A 14,474-nucleotide genomic window follows, 5' to 3' on the forward strand; every position below is an offset into this window, starting at 1 on the left:
TCCTTGTCTACCGAGGTACAGGTTGGGACAGCTCGTCGCCGGTCACGCCGGGCGGCGGGCCGGAGCCGTTGTCGGGCACGTTCGGCCGCGGGGCGTTGGCGGAGCCGCGGATCTGCAGGGCCGGATCCTCGGTCACGCAGTAGTTGTAGAGGCGGATCCTGGTGTCGGTGGTCTCGACGACCGGAATCTTCGGAACCGTGGGGTAATCGCAGGTCGGGCGAGGCCACGGGTCCACGAGGGTATGGTATGCGCCGTCGTGGGCGGGCAGACCGATCGCGGCCGAGCCCACGCGCAGGGCGGGGAACAGGGCTTCGATGGCGGGCTGGCGCAGTTTCGCGGCCCGGGTGATGGCCACGAAGTTGGTGGTGAGGTTGGTGATCGGGTCTTCGGTGTCGGTGATGAAACCGCCGAGGGTGGCCAGCTGATCGGGCGCCAGATCCAAGAAGCGGCGCAGTTCCTGGTCGGCGGCGGTGAGCTGTTCGAACAGCGCGCCCGCGCCGGTGGTGAGGGTGGTCAGGTCCGGCTGGGCGTGCGAGGTCGTGTCGGCGATGATCTGCAGGTTCTCGATCAGCTGCCTGGTCTGCGGGAGCAGGCTGTCGAGGCCGGCCATGGCCCGGCTGATACCGGAGATCATGTTGCGCAACCGGTCCGGGCCGCCGGCCAGCGCCTTGTCCAGCTCGTTGATGATCACATTGAGGCGATCGGGATTCATGCCGCCGATCAGGTCGCTCATATTGTTCAGCACCGAGGGCACGGTCACCGGGGTGCGGGTGTGCTCGCGGTCGATCCGATCGCCGTCCTTCAGATACGGGCCACCCTCGGCGTCCGGACGGAAGTCCAGGTACTGCTCGCCCGCGGCGGACAGCCTGCCCACGGCGACGATGCCGCCGACAGGAACCTTGGTGCCGGAGTCGATCTCGGCCTCGGCGAGCACGCCGACCTCACCGGCACGCACATCCTTCACGATGCCGATGCGGCTGCCACGGAAGGTCACGTCGTTGCCCGCCTGCAGACCGCCGGAGTTGTCGAGTTCGACGGTCACCACATAGGAGCGGGCGAACGGGTTGACCCGCAGCACGGCCGCGCCGAGATAGACCGACCCGGCGACGAGCACCAGGATCAGGCCGATATTGGCCACCGCCACCCGGCGGCGCACCAAGTAGTTCCACAGCGGGATGTTCATCGGCCGCCCTCCTGCTGCCGCGGCGGGCTGTTGAGCCTGCCGATGACCTTCTCGAGCACCTGCGCCAGACTGCCGATGAACAACGGCACGTCGTTCAGCTCGGGTGGACGGCTGCCCGACGGGTCGGTCAGCGCGCCGATGCTCAGATACGACACGGTGGCCGCGACGGCCAGCGCCTCACCGCGGAACGAGGCCGCGACCGAGGGGTAGACCTCCTCGTAGCGCTGCAGGAGCTGACCGAGGTCGTCGCCCATCTGGGTGAATCCGCCCATCAGCGCCTTGATGCTGTCGAACAGGCCGACGAAGTCGGGGCCGGTGGTCTCGGTGAAGTCGCCGAGCGCGGCCATGGTCACCGAGACCTTGCCCATCAACGCCGAGATGTCCCGGTTGTTCTCAGCGAGCAGGCCGAGCAGCGCCGGGAAGGTGTCGGCGGCGCGGCCGAGTTGTTCCTTGCGGGAGGCCAATTCGCCGGTCAGGACATTGACGCCGTGCAGGACGCTGTCGATGTCGGCGGTGCGCTGGTTGAGCGCGCCGATGGCGGCGCCGAGTTCGTTGAGCAGATGCGCCAGTTGCGGTGCGCGACCGGCGAACATCGAATTCATCTCGGAGGTGATCTTGGCGGCCTGGTTGAGACCGCCGCCGTTGAGCAACATCGAGATGGAAACCATCAGCTGCTCCACCGAGGCGCCCGCCGAGGTGTGCTCGACGCCGATGGTGTCGCCGGGGCGCAGCAGTTCGGCGTTCGGGTCGGCCTCGGGCAGGGTCATCGCGATGAAGATGTCGCCGAGCGGGGTGGCCTGGCGCAGTTCGGCGGTGGTGCCGCGAGGCAGGTCGATGCCCTCACGGATCTCGAGTTCCACTTCGGCGAGGAAGTTGGTGGTGCTGATCGCCGAGACCACGCCGATATCGGTGCCGCCGATGCGCACGTGGGCGCGTTCGGGCAGGTTCAGCGCGTCGGTGAAGACCGCGTTGATCTTGTAGCCGGGACCGCCGATGCCGGGCTTGGGCAGCGGCACGTTGTCCACGGTGACCGCGCAGCCGGTCGCGCCGGTGAACACGGCCAGGCTCAGCGCGACGGCGGCGAGGCGGGAGGTGAAGGCGCGGGCGCTCATGAGGTCAGTCCGAGCAGTGCGGCGGTGAGGCCGAAATCGGGCCCCATGTCCTGGATCTTGCCGGTGCGGCAGCCGTCGGCGCGCATCTGCACCCGCTCGCAGAAGGTCGACAGCCATTCGCCGTCGAAGACCGACTTGTCGAGCAGGCCGTGCAGGCGGATCGCGCGATGCTCCACGCTGGTCGCATTGGCCAGGTTCTCGAAGAACAGCGGCGTCACGTCGATCATCTCGGTGAGGCCGCGGGCGTTGGCGCGCATCTGCTCGGTGATGGTCACGAACCGGGTGAGCGCGCCGGCCAACTGGTCCTGGTTCTGCCCGACCACCGCGGAGGTGTTGGCGACGAAGTCGTTGAGCTGGGTGAGCACCGCGTGCAGACCGGGCGACTGAGCGCCGAGCAGATCCACCAGCTCGGTGAGCTTGCCGCTGAACTCCCGCACCGTCGCGTCGTTGGACGCGATGACGTGGGTGATCTCGTTGAGCTTGATGATGGTGTTGGAGATCTGGTCCTTGTTGGCGAAACTCACCTCGAAGGCGCCGGCCAGCTCGTCGAGCGTCTGGCGCAGCCGGTCGCCGTTGCCGTCGAGCAGCGGGAAGAGCACACGGCTGGCCATCGGCCCGTTCTCGGCGTCACCCTTCAGCGCCGCGCCGAGCTGGTCGAAGTTCTCCAGAATCCGGTCGAGTTCGACCGGGACGCGGGTGCGCTGCAGCGGGATGTGGTCGCCGTCCTGGAGCACGGGACCCTCGCCGGTGTAGGCGGGGGCCAGCTCGACGTGGCGATTGGTGATCAGCTGCGGGGAGATCAGTGCCGCCATGGCGTCGGCGGGGACCTTCACGTCCCGGTCGATCGACATGGTGACCTGGACGTAGCTGCCCTTGGGGGTCACCGTGTCGACGCGGCCGACGGGGACGCCGAGCACGGCGACCTCGTTGCCCTCGTACATGCCCGCGACGTTCTCGAAATCGGCGCTGATGCGCAGCTGTTCACCGAGATACTGCTGCGGCAGCCCGGCGAGGGAATCGGGGAGCAGTGAGCACCCCGAGGCCACCCCGGCCGCCAGGCACAGCACGGCCGTCTTCACCGCTGCCGTGACACCGAACCTGTTGCAAATCTTCATTATTGGCACCCCGGAATCGCCTGGACCGCGCACAGCCAGTTGTCGGGCAGGATCCACGGCGCGAGCACGTCGCCGTAGGGACCGTTGCCGAGCACATTGTTGAACTGGCGCATGGCCACGGGCATGGTCTCGTAGAGCCGGTCGAGGTTTTCCTTGTTCTTCTCGAGGCCCTCGGTCATGGTGTTGAGATCGTGGATCAGCGGCCCGAGCTGCCCGTTGTTCTCGATGCCCATCTCCTGCAGCAGGGCGGAGAGAGCGGCGACATTGTCGAGCAGCTGGGCGAGCATCTGCTGGCGCACCGCCACGGCATTGCCGATCGCCTCGCCGCGGGTGAGCAACAGCAGCACCGCGTTCTGGTTGTCGGCGACCAGGGTCGACACGGTGTCCATGCTCTTCAGCAGCTGATCGACCTCGTCGCGACGATCGTTGATCACTTTCGCCAGCGAGCCGATGCTGTCGAGCGCGGCCACCGTCAGCTGCGGCGAATCGCCCATCTGCTGGTCGAGGGCATCGAGGGCCTGGCGCAGCTTGTCCGGGTCGATGCGCTCGATGCGCTCGAAAGACGAGCCGTACTGGGTGTCCTGGATGACCTTGCCCAGGTTGTAGGGGACGGTGGTGTTCTCCAGCGGGATGGTGTCGCCGGGCAGGCCGCTGCCGTCGCCGGGAACCAGCTCGATGTGCAGGCGGCCGAGAATGGTCGACATCTTGATCGAAGCCCTGGCGTCGGGGCCCAGCTTCAGATCGCCGCGCACCCGCATGTCGATGACGACCTTGTCACCGGCCAGCTTCACCGAACGCACGGTGCCGACCTCGATGCCGGAGACGTCGACGGTCGCGCCCTGCCGCATGCCCGCGGCCTGGGCGAACTCCGCGTGGATCGTCTTGTCGGACACCCCGATCTGCTTGACCAGGCTGGAGCCCACCAGCAGGAGCACCACGAACATCGCGGCCGCGACTCCCTGCCAGAGAAAACGGTTGCCCGCCAGAAGCTTACGAATCCGCGCCATCAGCGGCACACCTCCGAATGCGAGTTGCCGCCGACCTGCGAGAACAGGCCGGGGGGCAGCAGCACGCCCCAGAGCGAGACATCCAGGCTGCAGAAGTAGGCGTTGCCGTAGCTGCCGTAACTGGAGAACCGGGCCAGCGAGTTGAGCAGGCCGGGCAGCTGGATCGCCGCGCGGTCCAGCGCGGCGCCGTTGAGCAGCAGCAGCGCCACACCGGTGGTCGCCTCGTCCTGCGCGGCGGCCATGTCCGGCTTGACCTGGGCGAGCAGACCCACCAGGGAGTCGGTGGAGGTCGCCACCTGGTCGACCGAGGATTTCAACAGCTCGCCCTCGGCGTAGAGGGCGTCCACCAGGGCGGTGGACTGGGTGATCAGCGATTCCAGTTCACCGCTGCGGTTGGCCAGGCCGGCCAGCACCGAGCTGAGGTTGGCGATGACCTGCCCGAGGATCTCGTCGCGCTGACCGAAGGTTGCCGCCAGGTCGGCGGCCTGGACGATCAACGTGGACAGCGAGACGTTGTCGCCCTGCAAGGCCTGGATCAGCGTCTCCGACAGGGAATTGATCTGATCCGGCTGCAGCACCGAGAACAGCGGCTCGAAACCCGACAGCAGCGCCGAGACGTCGAAGGACGGTTCGGTGCGATCCACCGGGATGTTCTCGCCGGGGGCGAGGGGATCGCCCTCGCCCTCGCCCGGCACCAGGGCGATGTAGCGCTGACCGATCAGGTTCTGATACCGCACAAGCGCTTTCGTGCTGGTGGTCAGGCGCTGCTTGTCCTGGATGCTGAAGTCCACCCGCGCCAGGTACCCCTCGTCGAAGTCGATCTTGTCGACCCGGCCCACGCGGACTCCGGCCATGCGGACGTCGTCACCGATCCGCACACCCATCACATCGGTGAAGGTGGCCGAGTAGGAATGGGTGGTTCCCGGCACCGACCGTTGCAGGGTCGACCAGATGGTGTAGGTCAGCAGGATCGCCACGATGGCGAAGAAGCTGAACCCCGCCAATGCTTTTCCGGATTTCACGTTCACGCACCCCCGTCCGTGTCGACCGTCTCGTACATGGTCACCGAGCCGCCGGCCAGCACCGGCGTGAGCAGCAGCAGCTGCGCCGCCGTCGGCCTGCCGCCGACCACCGCCGCGACCGCCGCGTAGCCGCGGCCCGAGGCGATCGGGCGCATGGTGGACGCGGGCGTGGTGGCCGTCGGGTCCTGGGCCGGATCCTCGGCGTCGGCGGCGGGCGCGGTCAGGCCGGGAATCGTCGGCAGGCCCGGAATCGCGGGCAGACCGGGAATGCTCGGCACGCCGGGGGTGGCGGAGAGCCCGGGAATACCGGGCAGCCCCGGAATCGTCGCGCCCTCGTCGGATCCCGGCAGGCCGGGCACGACCACGGTCGGCGCGGGACCGGCGGCATCGAGCCAGCCCGGACGCATCTGTTCGGGATACACCTGCTCGGGCGCCTCGGTGGGCACCGTCGGACCACCGCAGCGCGGACCGGCCAGATCGCCGTAGCGCGGGCAGTCCTCGGCGGTGTACTGCTGGAACGGGGTGAAGCTCACGTCCATCTTCCAGACCATCTGCTTCTTCGGGCCCCAGGTGAACACCGAGGCCAGCGCGGCCAGGGACTGGTTGAGGTTGCGCGCGGTGTACGGGATGGCGTCGGGATCCTCGGCCAGGCCGCCGAACAGGTCGCCGAGACCGGGCACCAGATCCTTGGCGGCGTTCGGATTGCGGGCGAACAGGCTGTTGACCGAGTCCACCGCGCCCGAGGCATTCGCCAGCAGGGCGACCAGGTTGTTCCTGCGCTCGGTCAGTGTCTGCGCGGCGGTGACCGATTCGGTGAGCACCCCGACGAGTTCGGGCGCCGACTGGCTCAGCGCGGTGGTGGCCGCGCCCAGGTCACCGAGCAGCTCGCCGACGCCGGGAATGTGCCTGACCTCGGTGATCCAGCGGTCCAGCCGCTCGACCGTGGAACCGGGCACGCGCGAGGCGGGATCGAGCGCGGCGGCCAGCGTGGCCAGCACCCGGCCCAGCTTGGCCGGCTGGATGTTGTCGAGCACATCGCGCAGCACGGTCAGCGTGGTCTGCAGCTGCATGGTTTCGGAGCTGGTGTCCTCGGCGATGGAGGCGCCCTCGGTGAGGTAGGCGCCGGAGCGGCCGTTGTCCACCAGTTCGATCGCGGACACGCCGAAGATGTTGTTCGGGATGACGCGCGCGGTGACATTCGCCGGGATGGTCTGCGCGGCGGCCGGTTCCAGATGGATGTCGACGCGCTGACGCTGGCCCTTGGCCACCATCTCGACGGCGTCCACCCGGCCCACGACCATGCCGCGGAACTTCACGTCGGCCCGCTGCGGCAGGCCGTCGCCGGTACTGGTCAGGTCGGCGCTGACCGCCACCTTGTCCTCGAAGTAGCCGGTGTAGCGCAGCGCGAGCGCGCCGAGTACCAGAGTGAAGGCAACGAGCATGGCCACACCGGCCAGGGTGAGCTGGCGCGCGGTAGCGCCGCGGCCGCTGGGATCGAGTAACACCTTTTCCCCTATCCCGAGATCCGGAAGCCTGGGTCGATACCCCAGATAGCCAGTGTCAGGAACAGATTCGCGAAGACCATCACGACGATGACCATCTTGATCGCCTTGCCCGCCGCGACCCCGACGCCTTCGGGGCCGCCGGAGGCGACATAGCCGTAGTAGCACTGGATGAAGGTCGCCAGCAGCACGAAGACCACGACTTTGAGCAGCGAGAAGTACACATCGGTGCCGATGAGGAACTGGAAGAAGTAGTGGTCGTAGGTGCCCGCCGAGGTGCCGCCCAGGAACAGCACCGACAGCTTGGTCGCCAGATACGCGGTGGCCAGGCCGATGGTGTAGAGCGGGATGATGGTGAGCGTGGAGGCGATCATCCTGGTGCTGATCAGATACGGCAGCGGGCGGATCGCGATGGACTCCAGCGCGTCGATCTCCTCGGAGATGCGCATCGAGCCGAGCTGAGCGGTGAACCGGCAGCCGGCCTGGATGGCGAAGGCCAGCGTCGCCAGGATCGGGGCCAGCTCGCGCGTGGTCGCGAAGCCGGAGATGGCGCCGGTCAGCGGGCCCATGGTGAGCAGGTTCAGCGCGTTGAACGACTCCATGCCGACGGTGATCCCGCCGAACGCGCAGAGGATGACGACCACGCCGATGGTGCCGCCGCCGACGACCAGCGAGCCGTTGCCCCAGCCGATATCGGCGGTCAGCCGCAGGACTTCCTTGCGATAGTGCTCGAGCACGAACGGAATCGCGCCGAGCGTCTGGAAGAACGTGATCGCCTGGTGCCCGAGCCGCTGATTCGCCCGGTACGGCGCGGCCAGCGCGTTGCTCGCGATCCGCACCGGCTTCAGCGCGGGCGGGGTGTACTTCGTCCCCACCTCAGACCACCTTCGTCGGGAAGAGCGTGTTGTACAGCTGGGTCAGAATGATGTTGGTGGCGAACAGCATCAGCGCCGAGGTCACCACCGCGGAGTTCACCGCGTTGGCGACGCCGCCCGGACCGCCCTTGGCGTGCAGGCCGATGTCGCAGGCGATGATCGCGGTCAGCACACCGAAGATCGCCGCCTTGACCAGCGCCACGATCAGGTCGTCGGCCACCGCGAAGGAGGCGAACGAGCCGATGAACGAGCCCGGCGTCCCGGACTGGGCGTAGACATTGAACATATAGGCCGTCGCGAAGCCGACGAACACCACGAACCCGCACAGCAGCATGCTCACCAGCACCGCGGCCAGCAGCCGCGGCGCGACCAGCCTGCGCACCGGATCCACGCCCATCACTCGCATGGCGTCGATCTCCTCACGGATGGTGCGCGAGCCCAGATCGGCGCAGATGGCCGAGCCGACCGCACCCGCGATCATCAGCGAGGTGACCAGCGGGGCGCCCTGGCGGATGATGCCAAGGCCCGCGACCGCGCCGATGAAGGTGGTGGCGCCGACCTGGTTGACCAGCGCGCCGATCTGGATCGAGACCACCACCGCGATCGGGATCGCCACGAAGACCGTCGGCGCGGCAGAGACGTTGGACATGAACGCGCACTGCTTGATGAACTCCCGGTACGGGAACCGCCGGGCGACCATCGAGCGGAACAGCTCGATCACCGCGGCCCGGCCCAGGCTGACCTGCCGGCCGAGCGTTTCCAGGGACTGCTGCGGATGCCGCTTCCACAGTCCCTTCAGATCCTCGACGGCACGTTCGAGATCCGTGCTCGCCGATGGGCTTTCGGTGGTTGTCACGCTGCCCGAGTTCCTTTCTGGGCTTTTCGCCGCTTGTCTCGCCGACCGCGGGCGGCCTTCCCTACGAGTGCGCGGAGCGTGTGCAGTCTCCCATGACGGAGATGCGCATCACAAGCCGTAAGTGAATAGCCATTCTCCGGAATGCGCCGACCGGTTCGTAGGCCTCGCAAACCTCGATCGGTGACAACTCGAACAGAGTCACCGCATTTCAGGGCTGCGCGAGCACCAAGCGGTCATGCCATTTCCGTATGGATCTTTATCGGAGTAAGTTCATGTAAATTAGGCCGCCGTTCCGGAGGTGGGGGAAACAGCTCAGGCCGGGTTGCTCAGATACTGCTGCAAGAAGTACAGCCCCGCCCCGAGCGCCGCGACACCCGCGACCGCGGTCGCCAGCACGGCGACCCACAATCCGAAGCGCAGTACGGGATTGACCCTGATACCCCCGCCCAGGATCCTGATGCCGGAGACCAGGATGTCGATGAGCCAGACCAGGATCATCATGTCATCGTCACATTCGCGAAGATGAGCACCGGCCAGCAGACGATGGAGCCGAGGAACGAGACGATCACGTCGATGCCGTGCATCTCGCGTAGGTGCGAGGTGTGCGTCAGGGTCCAGACGACGCCGACCAAGCCGTACGGGATCGCGAGGATGATCAGCGTCCCGAGGAACTCCGACACCTTCATCTCATAACTGAATATTCGATCCAGTTTCTTCAACACTGAAGTGCTTCCTTTCCTTCGCTCCGGCCGGAAGCATCACCCGCTCGCGCGGCCGGCCGAGGCGCCCGCGCCGTATGTTACTCATGATTCACAGTGTTACGGAAGGACTTCGACGGAACCAGCCTTCGGCGTACCACCATTTCCCGTGGTCAGCACGGTCAGGGCGGCCCCGAAAGAAGTTACCAAATATTCTTGCCCACCCTGTTCCGTCCACGAAGAATGGTCAGTAACATAGCATCGTGGAGCGGGGTGCAGTGCCGCATCACCCGACGAGTCGGGCCACGGCGCACCCCGGATCGCGTGGACGAGGAGGGAAGGACTCCCATGACCGCCGTAGCCAGGGACGATTACCGGCACGAACCCGCACCGCTGACCAAGGAACAAACCCGCATTCACATTCCGACCGAGCACCGGCCGCCGAGCAAGAAGCCGCTCAAACTGTCCGACGCACTGGACTTCTGGGCATTCGCCGGCGCAGCCGCCAACGTCGCGATGCAGATGGCACGCCCCGGCGTCGGCTACGGCGTGGTCGAAAGCAAGGTCGAGTCGGGTTCGCTGATGAAGCACCCGTGGAAGCGCGCACGCACCACCGCGACCTACCTCCAGGTCGCCATCCTCGGCACCGACGAGGAGCGGCAGGCCTACCGGGAAGCGGTGAACGCCGTGCACCGGCACGTGCGCTCGGAGCCGGGCGCGCCCGTCAAATACAACGCCTTCGATCGCGACCTGCAACTGTGGGTAGCCGCCTGCCTCTACATCGGCTACGAGGACACTTACCAGATGCTGTCGGGCAAGATGAGCGACGAGCAGGCCGAACAGTTCTACTCGACCGCCTCGACGCTGGGCACCACCCTGCAGGTGACCGAGGAGATGTGGCCCGCCACCCGCGCCGACTTCGACGTCTACTGGAACAAGGCCTGCGAGCAGGCCGTTCTCGACGAGTACGTGCTCGCCTACATCAACGATCTGCTCGATCTGAAGATGATCGCCTGGCCGTTGCGCGTATTGTTCGGCGGCCTGCTGCGTTTCCTCACCATCGGTTTCCTCGCGCCCTATTTCCGCGAGCAGATGCGGCTGGAATGGAGTTCGACCGACCAGCGCCGCTTCGAGCACCTTTTCATGTTCGTCGGCTTCGTCAACCGCTTCATCCCCCGCTTCATCCGGCACGCCGGAAGTTACGCACTGATGGGTGACCTGAAACTCCGCAGGCGGCGGCGCAAGTATCTAGTGTGAACCGCATGCGCGTCGTGGACATGCACCGAACGATCGCAGCGCCGATCGGCGAGGTATTCGACTGGATGACCGATGCGACGAATTATCACCGGGTTCCGGCGGTTCGTCGCGTCACCCTCGTCCGCCCCGGCGACACCCACGGCCACGGCGTCGGCGCCATCCGGATCGTCAACGCGCTGCTGTTCCATATGACCGAGGAGATCCTCGAGTTCGACCGGCCCACGTACATGCGCTACTACATTCCGCGCTCGGCGCCGCCGCTGCGCCACGACGAGGGCTACATGCGGTTCGAGGAGGTGCCCGGGGGCACCCATGTGCGCTGGTACTCCCGTTTCGAGGTGAAGTCCCCGTTCGCCTCGGACCTGTGCACCCTGATCATGGTGCCTGTGATCGCGAGCGGCTTCCGCTTCACCCTCGACACCTGCGAGAAGGAACTGCGCCAGACCAGGTACTGACCGCTTGCGCGCCGGAACCTCGAAGCCCTCGTCTTCCGGCGAGGGCTTCGCGATCGCGGTCGGGGGATCAGGTCGGCGGGGCGGGCAGCGGAATCGAAATGCCCAGCGGCAGTTCGATGCTCGGACCGCTCGGAGCGGGTGCCGGCGCCGCCGGGGCGGGCTGCAATTGCGCGCCGCCACCCGACGGCGCGGCAGGCGCGGCCTGCAACGGCGCGCCTGCCCGCGGGGCGGGTGGCGACTTCGGAGACGCGGGCACGGGTGCGGGCAGCGCCTTCGGCGCGTGCGGGGTGCCCGGGGTGTCGCACAGCAGTCCGCACGACACCGCGCCGATGCCGGGCAGATTCACCAGGACCGGCGGCGACGGGTCGGGAACGGCGGTGGGCGCCATCGGCTGCAGGCGCAGCGGGCGCGCCCCCGGTGCGGAGGCCAGCACATCGACGCCGCTGCCGCCCGGGCGCGACGGCGAGGTGACGGTCGACGGCGGGACGAGACCGGGGGCGACCGTGACCGGCCGGGGCGCGCCGCCGCTGCGGTAGGCCGCCGACCAGCTCAGCACGTCGGCGGCATAGGACGACGAGTTGTTGTAGCGCAGGACAGCGCGCACCTCTTGCTGGGGATCGGCGAGATTCATCCCGCCCGAACACAAGTACTTGCCCGCGGCCAGCGCGGAGTCGAAGACGTTCTGCGGGTCGGAGACCCCGTCGCCGTTGCCGTCGGCGGCGTACTGCGACCACGTCGAGGGCAGGAACTGCATCGGGCCGAGCGCCCGCACATATCCGCCGCCGGCGGCCGCGATGATCTCGTTGCCCGGCAGCGTCCCGTCCAGGGCCGGCCCCAGGATGGGAGAAACCGCCGTCCCCGCCGCGTCGGTGCGCCCGTTGTCCGCATGCGCGGATTCGATGCGCCCGATCCCGGCGAGCAGATGCCACCGCAGACCGCAGCCGGGCATCGAGGACTCCAGCGCCAGTTCGGCATTGCGATACGCCGCCAGCACGATCTCCGGAATGCCGAGCAACCCCCCGGTATTCGGCAGCGAGATCTCCCGCAGCGTCACCTGACCGGCGCCCAGTGCGCCATCGGCAGGCGCGGTGACGCTGCGCAGCGAGCGCGGGCTGCCCGCGGCGACGGAGAGCAGCCCCACGGTGCTGCCCGCTCCCGGTTCGGGCAGGGCGGACAGATCGGGCTTCGCCCCGGCCGAGTCCGCCCCGAGCGCCTCGGAGCCCGACATGAGCAGTCCCGCCGTCAACAACGCCGACGCGGTGAGTGGAGCAGATCTTCGCATACGACCCCCGGCCTGTCGTGCCCACGCGAAAGACACCCGCGCAGGCGGGCACCACAGCCGGGACAACGACGTCCACCGGCTTCGGGATGCGCTCGACATCCTCCAGCCGCAGTAACTATCTGAGAACAGTAGTTAACATACCGTAGAGACGGCGATCACAAAAGCTGTGAATCCAGCGGAATAGTCAATCACTTATCGGCAGCTGCCGAGACCCGGTCGGCGATGCCGCTGCCAGCCGGAACCCGGGTGAGGTGATCCAGGACCGCCGCGCGCAGGGAGGCTATCAGTGCGGTCACATCCAGTGCAGATCGCATCGCCGACCCCCCGCGCTCAGCTCGCTCACCCACGATCGAGCAGCCGCCGCCGACCCCCGGTGCGCACCCTCGACCGGACGATGCTCCTCCGACTCGAGCGCACATCAGCATCAACCTCGACCGGCCCCTGCGGCAATGACGAGACGTAAGCGTCGGTGTACTTCGCGCGCACGCGTGACGCGGCGAAGCCAGCCGGTCACGGCGCCTGCCTGCGCGACCTTGTGGGGAATCGGCTACCTCGTCCGCCGGCGCCGGCGAGATTCCAGCTCAGGACGAGCGCGAGCCGAGCCCGTATCCGCGGCAGCAGCGGCGCCGGTAGCCCACGATCGCGGTGGTCGGTCGGTTACGGTCGACACCGTGTCGATACGCGCGAAGATCTGCGGAATCCGAACCGGAGCAGACCTGCGAATTGCGGTGGATGCCGGGGCGGAAGCCGTCGGATTCATCAGTGGCGTCACGCATTTCAGCGAAGACGCGTTGCCCCCGGATCGTGCGGCGGAACTGTCGAAACGCACACCGCCCTTCGTGACCAGGGTTCTCGTCACTCACCTCGAGGATGCCTCGTCGATCATCGAACTGGCCGATCACATCGGAGTCGACGCCATCCAAGTGCACGGATTGGTCACCGAGGAGACCGTCCGGCGGGTGCGTGCGATGGCCGGTGGGCGAAAGGTGTTGCGGGCGGTGCATGTGACCGGGCCGGAAGCAATCGATCGCGCACTGCGTGCGGCCGCTGATTGTGATGGCCTCGTTCTCGATTCGCGCACCGACGATCGCCTGGGCGGCACCGGCAGGACCCACGACTGGTCGATCAGCGCGGAAATCGTGCGCGCGCTGGACGGCTCCGGTTGTCCGGTCGTTCTCGCGGGCGGGCTCGCCCCGGCCGATGTCGCCGAAGCCATCACGGCGGTCGGGCCGCACGCCGTCGACGTCAACAGCGGGGTCGAGGCAGCCGGTGGTGAGAAGGATGCGGCGGCGTGCGCGGCGTTCGTCGCGATGGCTCATCGGGCTACCGGCCGCCTGTCGGCGGATCCGGCCGAGACGGAGCGTCCGGGCTGACGGCTGACGCGTGGCCGGTCGAAATCGGACTGGGAGACCGGCCCCTCTGACTGTCAGGAGGCGGTGAAGACCTCGTCGAGGCTCGTGGCGGTGAACAGTCGCTGCGACCAGGTCAGCAACTGTGCCGGATCGGGTGGGTCCAGATCGTCTTCGCCGGTCTCGCCCACAAGGAAGATGTACGTCACCAGTGCCTGCAGGTCAGCCAGACCGCCGGGCGTGCCCAGCAGATTCTGCGGGTCGGGCAGCCAGGGTGTCAGGCCTGCGCCGAGGTGGGGATTGCCTGCCGTGATCTTGTGCAGGACGAACGTCAACCGCGCCGGGGGTGTGCGGGGCGGGACCGGAGGGTGGGCAGGCCGACGGTGGTCAGGTCGTCGAGGATCAGGCGCAGGTGCGGTAGATGATCGGCCAGTGTGGACCGTACGACGCGCATCCCCCCGACACGAAAACCGCTGGGGCGCAGTTTCGTGTCGGGTACCGCATGTCGCGCATCGCCGAACGACCGGAGGGCTATGTGCCCTGGGTGGCGGCGACGAGGGAGTTGGGTCGCAAGTCGAGCCAATGGTTTTCGACGTAGTCGAGGCAGGATTCGCGGGAGGCGGCGCCGTGGGCGATCTGCCAGCCGGTGGGGACGGCGGCGAAGATCGGCCACAGCGAGTGCTGGCCTTCGTCGTTGATCAGGACGTAGAACTCGGCGGTGTCGTCGTCGAAGGGGTTGCTCATGGGGGCGCCTTTCGGAG

Annotated in this window: 17 protein-coding genes; 3 read left to right on the plus strand and 14 right to left on the minus strand. The window is 67.5% G+C overall.

Going from position 1 to position 14,474, the window contains the following annotated elements; genetic code table 11:
• Window positions 1–7: 7 nt before the first annotated feature.
• The 10 genes from ON26_RS23675 to ON26_RS23720 form a co-directional block, all read right to left on the minus strand.
• Complete coding sequence (locus tag ON26_RS23675; RefSeq protein ID WP_040798704.1) at window positions 8–1,183, minus strand: MCE family protein; 1,176 nt, start codon at window positions 1,181–1,183, stop codon at window positions 8–10.
• The gene (locus ON26_RS23680) at window positions 1,180–2,295 is read right to left on the minus strand and encodes an MCE family protein (protein ID WP_040798705.1); all 1,116 of its coding nucleotides are present in this window, start codon (window positions 2,293–2,295) and stop codon (window positions 1,180–1,182) included. Before ON26_RS23680 ends, ON26_RS23675 begins: the two co-directional genes overlap by 4 nt.
• Complete coding sequence (locus ON26_RS23685; protein WP_051027444.1) at window positions 2,292–3,410, minus strand: MCE family protein; 1,119 nt, start codon at window positions 3,408–3,410, stop codon at window positions 2,292–2,294. The genes ON26_RS23680 and ON26_RS23685 overlap by 4 nt, the downstream gene beginning before the upstream one ends.
• Window positions 3,410–4,417 carry an MCE family protein gene (locus ON26_RS23690; protein WP_040798925.1) on the minus strand — a complete coding sequence of 336 codons (1,008 nt, stop codon included), beginning with the start codon at window positions 4,415–4,417 and terminating at the stop codon, window positions 3,410–3,412. The genes ON26_RS23685 and ON26_RS23690 overlap by 1 nt, the downstream gene beginning before the upstream one ends.
• Window positions 4,417–5,439 (minus strand): MCE family protein, encoded by a 1,023-nt coding sequence (locus ON26_RS23695; protein WP_040798927.1) that lies wholly within the window; start codon window positions 5,437–5,439, stop codon window positions 4,417–4,419. The genes ON26_RS23690 and ON26_RS23695 overlap by 1 nt, the downstream gene beginning before the upstream one ends.
• A 2-nt stretch (window positions 5,440–5,441) precedes the next feature.
• Window positions 5,442–6,944 (minus strand): MCE family protein, encoded by a 1,503-nt coding sequence (locus ON26_RS23700; protein WP_040798707.1) that lies wholly within the window; start codon window positions 6,942–6,944, stop codon window positions 5,442–5,444.
• Between the two features lie 8 nt (window positions 6,945–6,952).
• Window positions 6,953–7,816 (minus strand): ABC transporter permease, encoded by an 864-nt coding sequence (locus ON26_RS23705; protein WP_040798708.1) that lies wholly within the window; start codon window positions 7,814–7,816, stop codon window positions 6,953–6,955.
• A 1-nt stretch (window position 7,817) separates the two neighbouring features.
• On the minus strand, window positions 7,818–8,672 hold the full coding sequence (locus ON26_RS23710; protein ID WP_040798710.1) for an MlaE family ABC transporter permease: 855 nt from the start codon (window positions 8,670–8,672) through the stop codon (window positions 7,818–7,820).
• Between the two features lie 312 nt (window positions 8,673–8,984).
• Entirely contained in the window at window positions 8,985–9,173 is a 189-nt protein-coding gene (locus ON26_RS23715) for a hypothetical protein (RefSeq protein WP_040798712.1), read from the minus strand.
• Window positions 9,170–9,394 (minus strand): hypothetical protein, encoded by a 225-nt coding sequence (locus tag ON26_RS23720; RefSeq protein ID WP_040798714.1) that lies wholly within the window; start codon window positions 9,392–9,394, stop codon window positions 9,170–9,172. Before ON26_RS23720 ends, ON26_RS23715 begins: the two co-directional genes overlap by 4 nt.
• A gap of 324 nt (window positions 9,395–9,718) precedes the next feature.
• Here ON26_RS23720 and ON26_RS23725 point away from each other — a divergent pair, with 324 nt between their 5' ends.
• Complete coding sequence (locus ON26_RS23725; RefSeq protein WP_040798716.1) at window positions 9,719–10,627, plus strand: oxygenase MpaB family protein; 909 nt, start codon at window positions 9,719–9,721, stop codon at window positions 10,625–10,627.
• Between the two features lie 5 nt (window positions 10,628–10,632).
• The gene (locus tag ON26_RS23730; RefSeq protein ID WP_040798930.1) at window positions 10,633–11,082 is read left to right on the plus strand and encodes an SRPBCC family protein; all 450 of its coding nucleotides are present in this window, start codon (window positions 10,633–10,635) and stop codon (window positions 11,080–11,082) included.
• 67 nt (window positions 11,083–11,149) lie between these two features.
• Here the strand turns inward: ON26_RS23730 and ON26_RS23735 are convergent, their stop codons facing one another.
• Window positions 11,150–12,310, minus strand: coding sequence for a lytic transglycosylase domain-containing protein (locus ON26_RS23735; protein ID WP_245546012.1), 1,161 nt, complete (start codon window positions 12,308–12,310; stop codon window positions 11,150–11,152).
• A 503-nt stretch (window positions 12,311–12,813) separates the two neighbouring features.
• Here ON26_RS23735 and ON26_RS23740 point away from each other — a divergent pair.
• Window positions 12,814–13,737, plus strand: a complete 924-nt coding sequence (locus tag ON26_RS23740) for a phosphoribosylanthranilate isomerase (RefSeq protein WP_083884316.1) — start codon at window positions 12,814–12,816, stop codon at window positions 13,735–13,737.
• Between the two features lie 53 nt (window positions 13,738–13,790).
• Here ON26_RS23740 and ON26_RS23745 read toward each other — a convergent pair whose 3' ends face one another.
• The 3 genes from ON26_RS23745 to ON26_RS23750 form a co-directional block, all read right to left on the minus strand.
• The gene (locus tag ON26_RS23745; RefSeq protein ID WP_040798718.1) at window positions 13,791–14,048 is read right to left on the minus strand and encodes a hypothetical protein; all 258 of its coding nucleotides are present in this window, start codon (window positions 14,046–14,048) and stop codon (window positions 13,791–13,793) included.
• A complete protein-coding gene (locus ON26_RS34950) occupies window positions 14,045–14,167 on the minus strand; it encodes a hypothetical protein (RefSeq protein ID WP_281032411.1) in 123 nt (40 codons plus the stop codon). The genes ON26_RS23745 and ON26_RS34950 overlap by 4 nt, the downstream gene beginning before the upstream one ends.
• Window positions 14,168–14,244: 77 nt before the next feature.
• Window positions 14,245–14,457 carry an MbtH family protein gene (locus ON26_RS23750; RefSeq protein WP_040798719.1) on the minus strand — a complete coding sequence of 71 codons (213 nt, stop codon included), beginning with the start codon at window positions 14,455–14,457 and terminating at the stop codon, window positions 14,245–14,247.
• Between the last annotated feature and the right edge of the window lie 17 nt (window positions 14,458–14,474).

It is taken from the genome of Nocardia higoensis NBRC 100133, assembly GCF_000308595.1.
Taxonomy (GTDB): Bacteria; Actinomycetota; Actinomycetes; order Mycobacteriales; family Mycobacteriaceae; genus Nocardia; species Nocardia higoensis.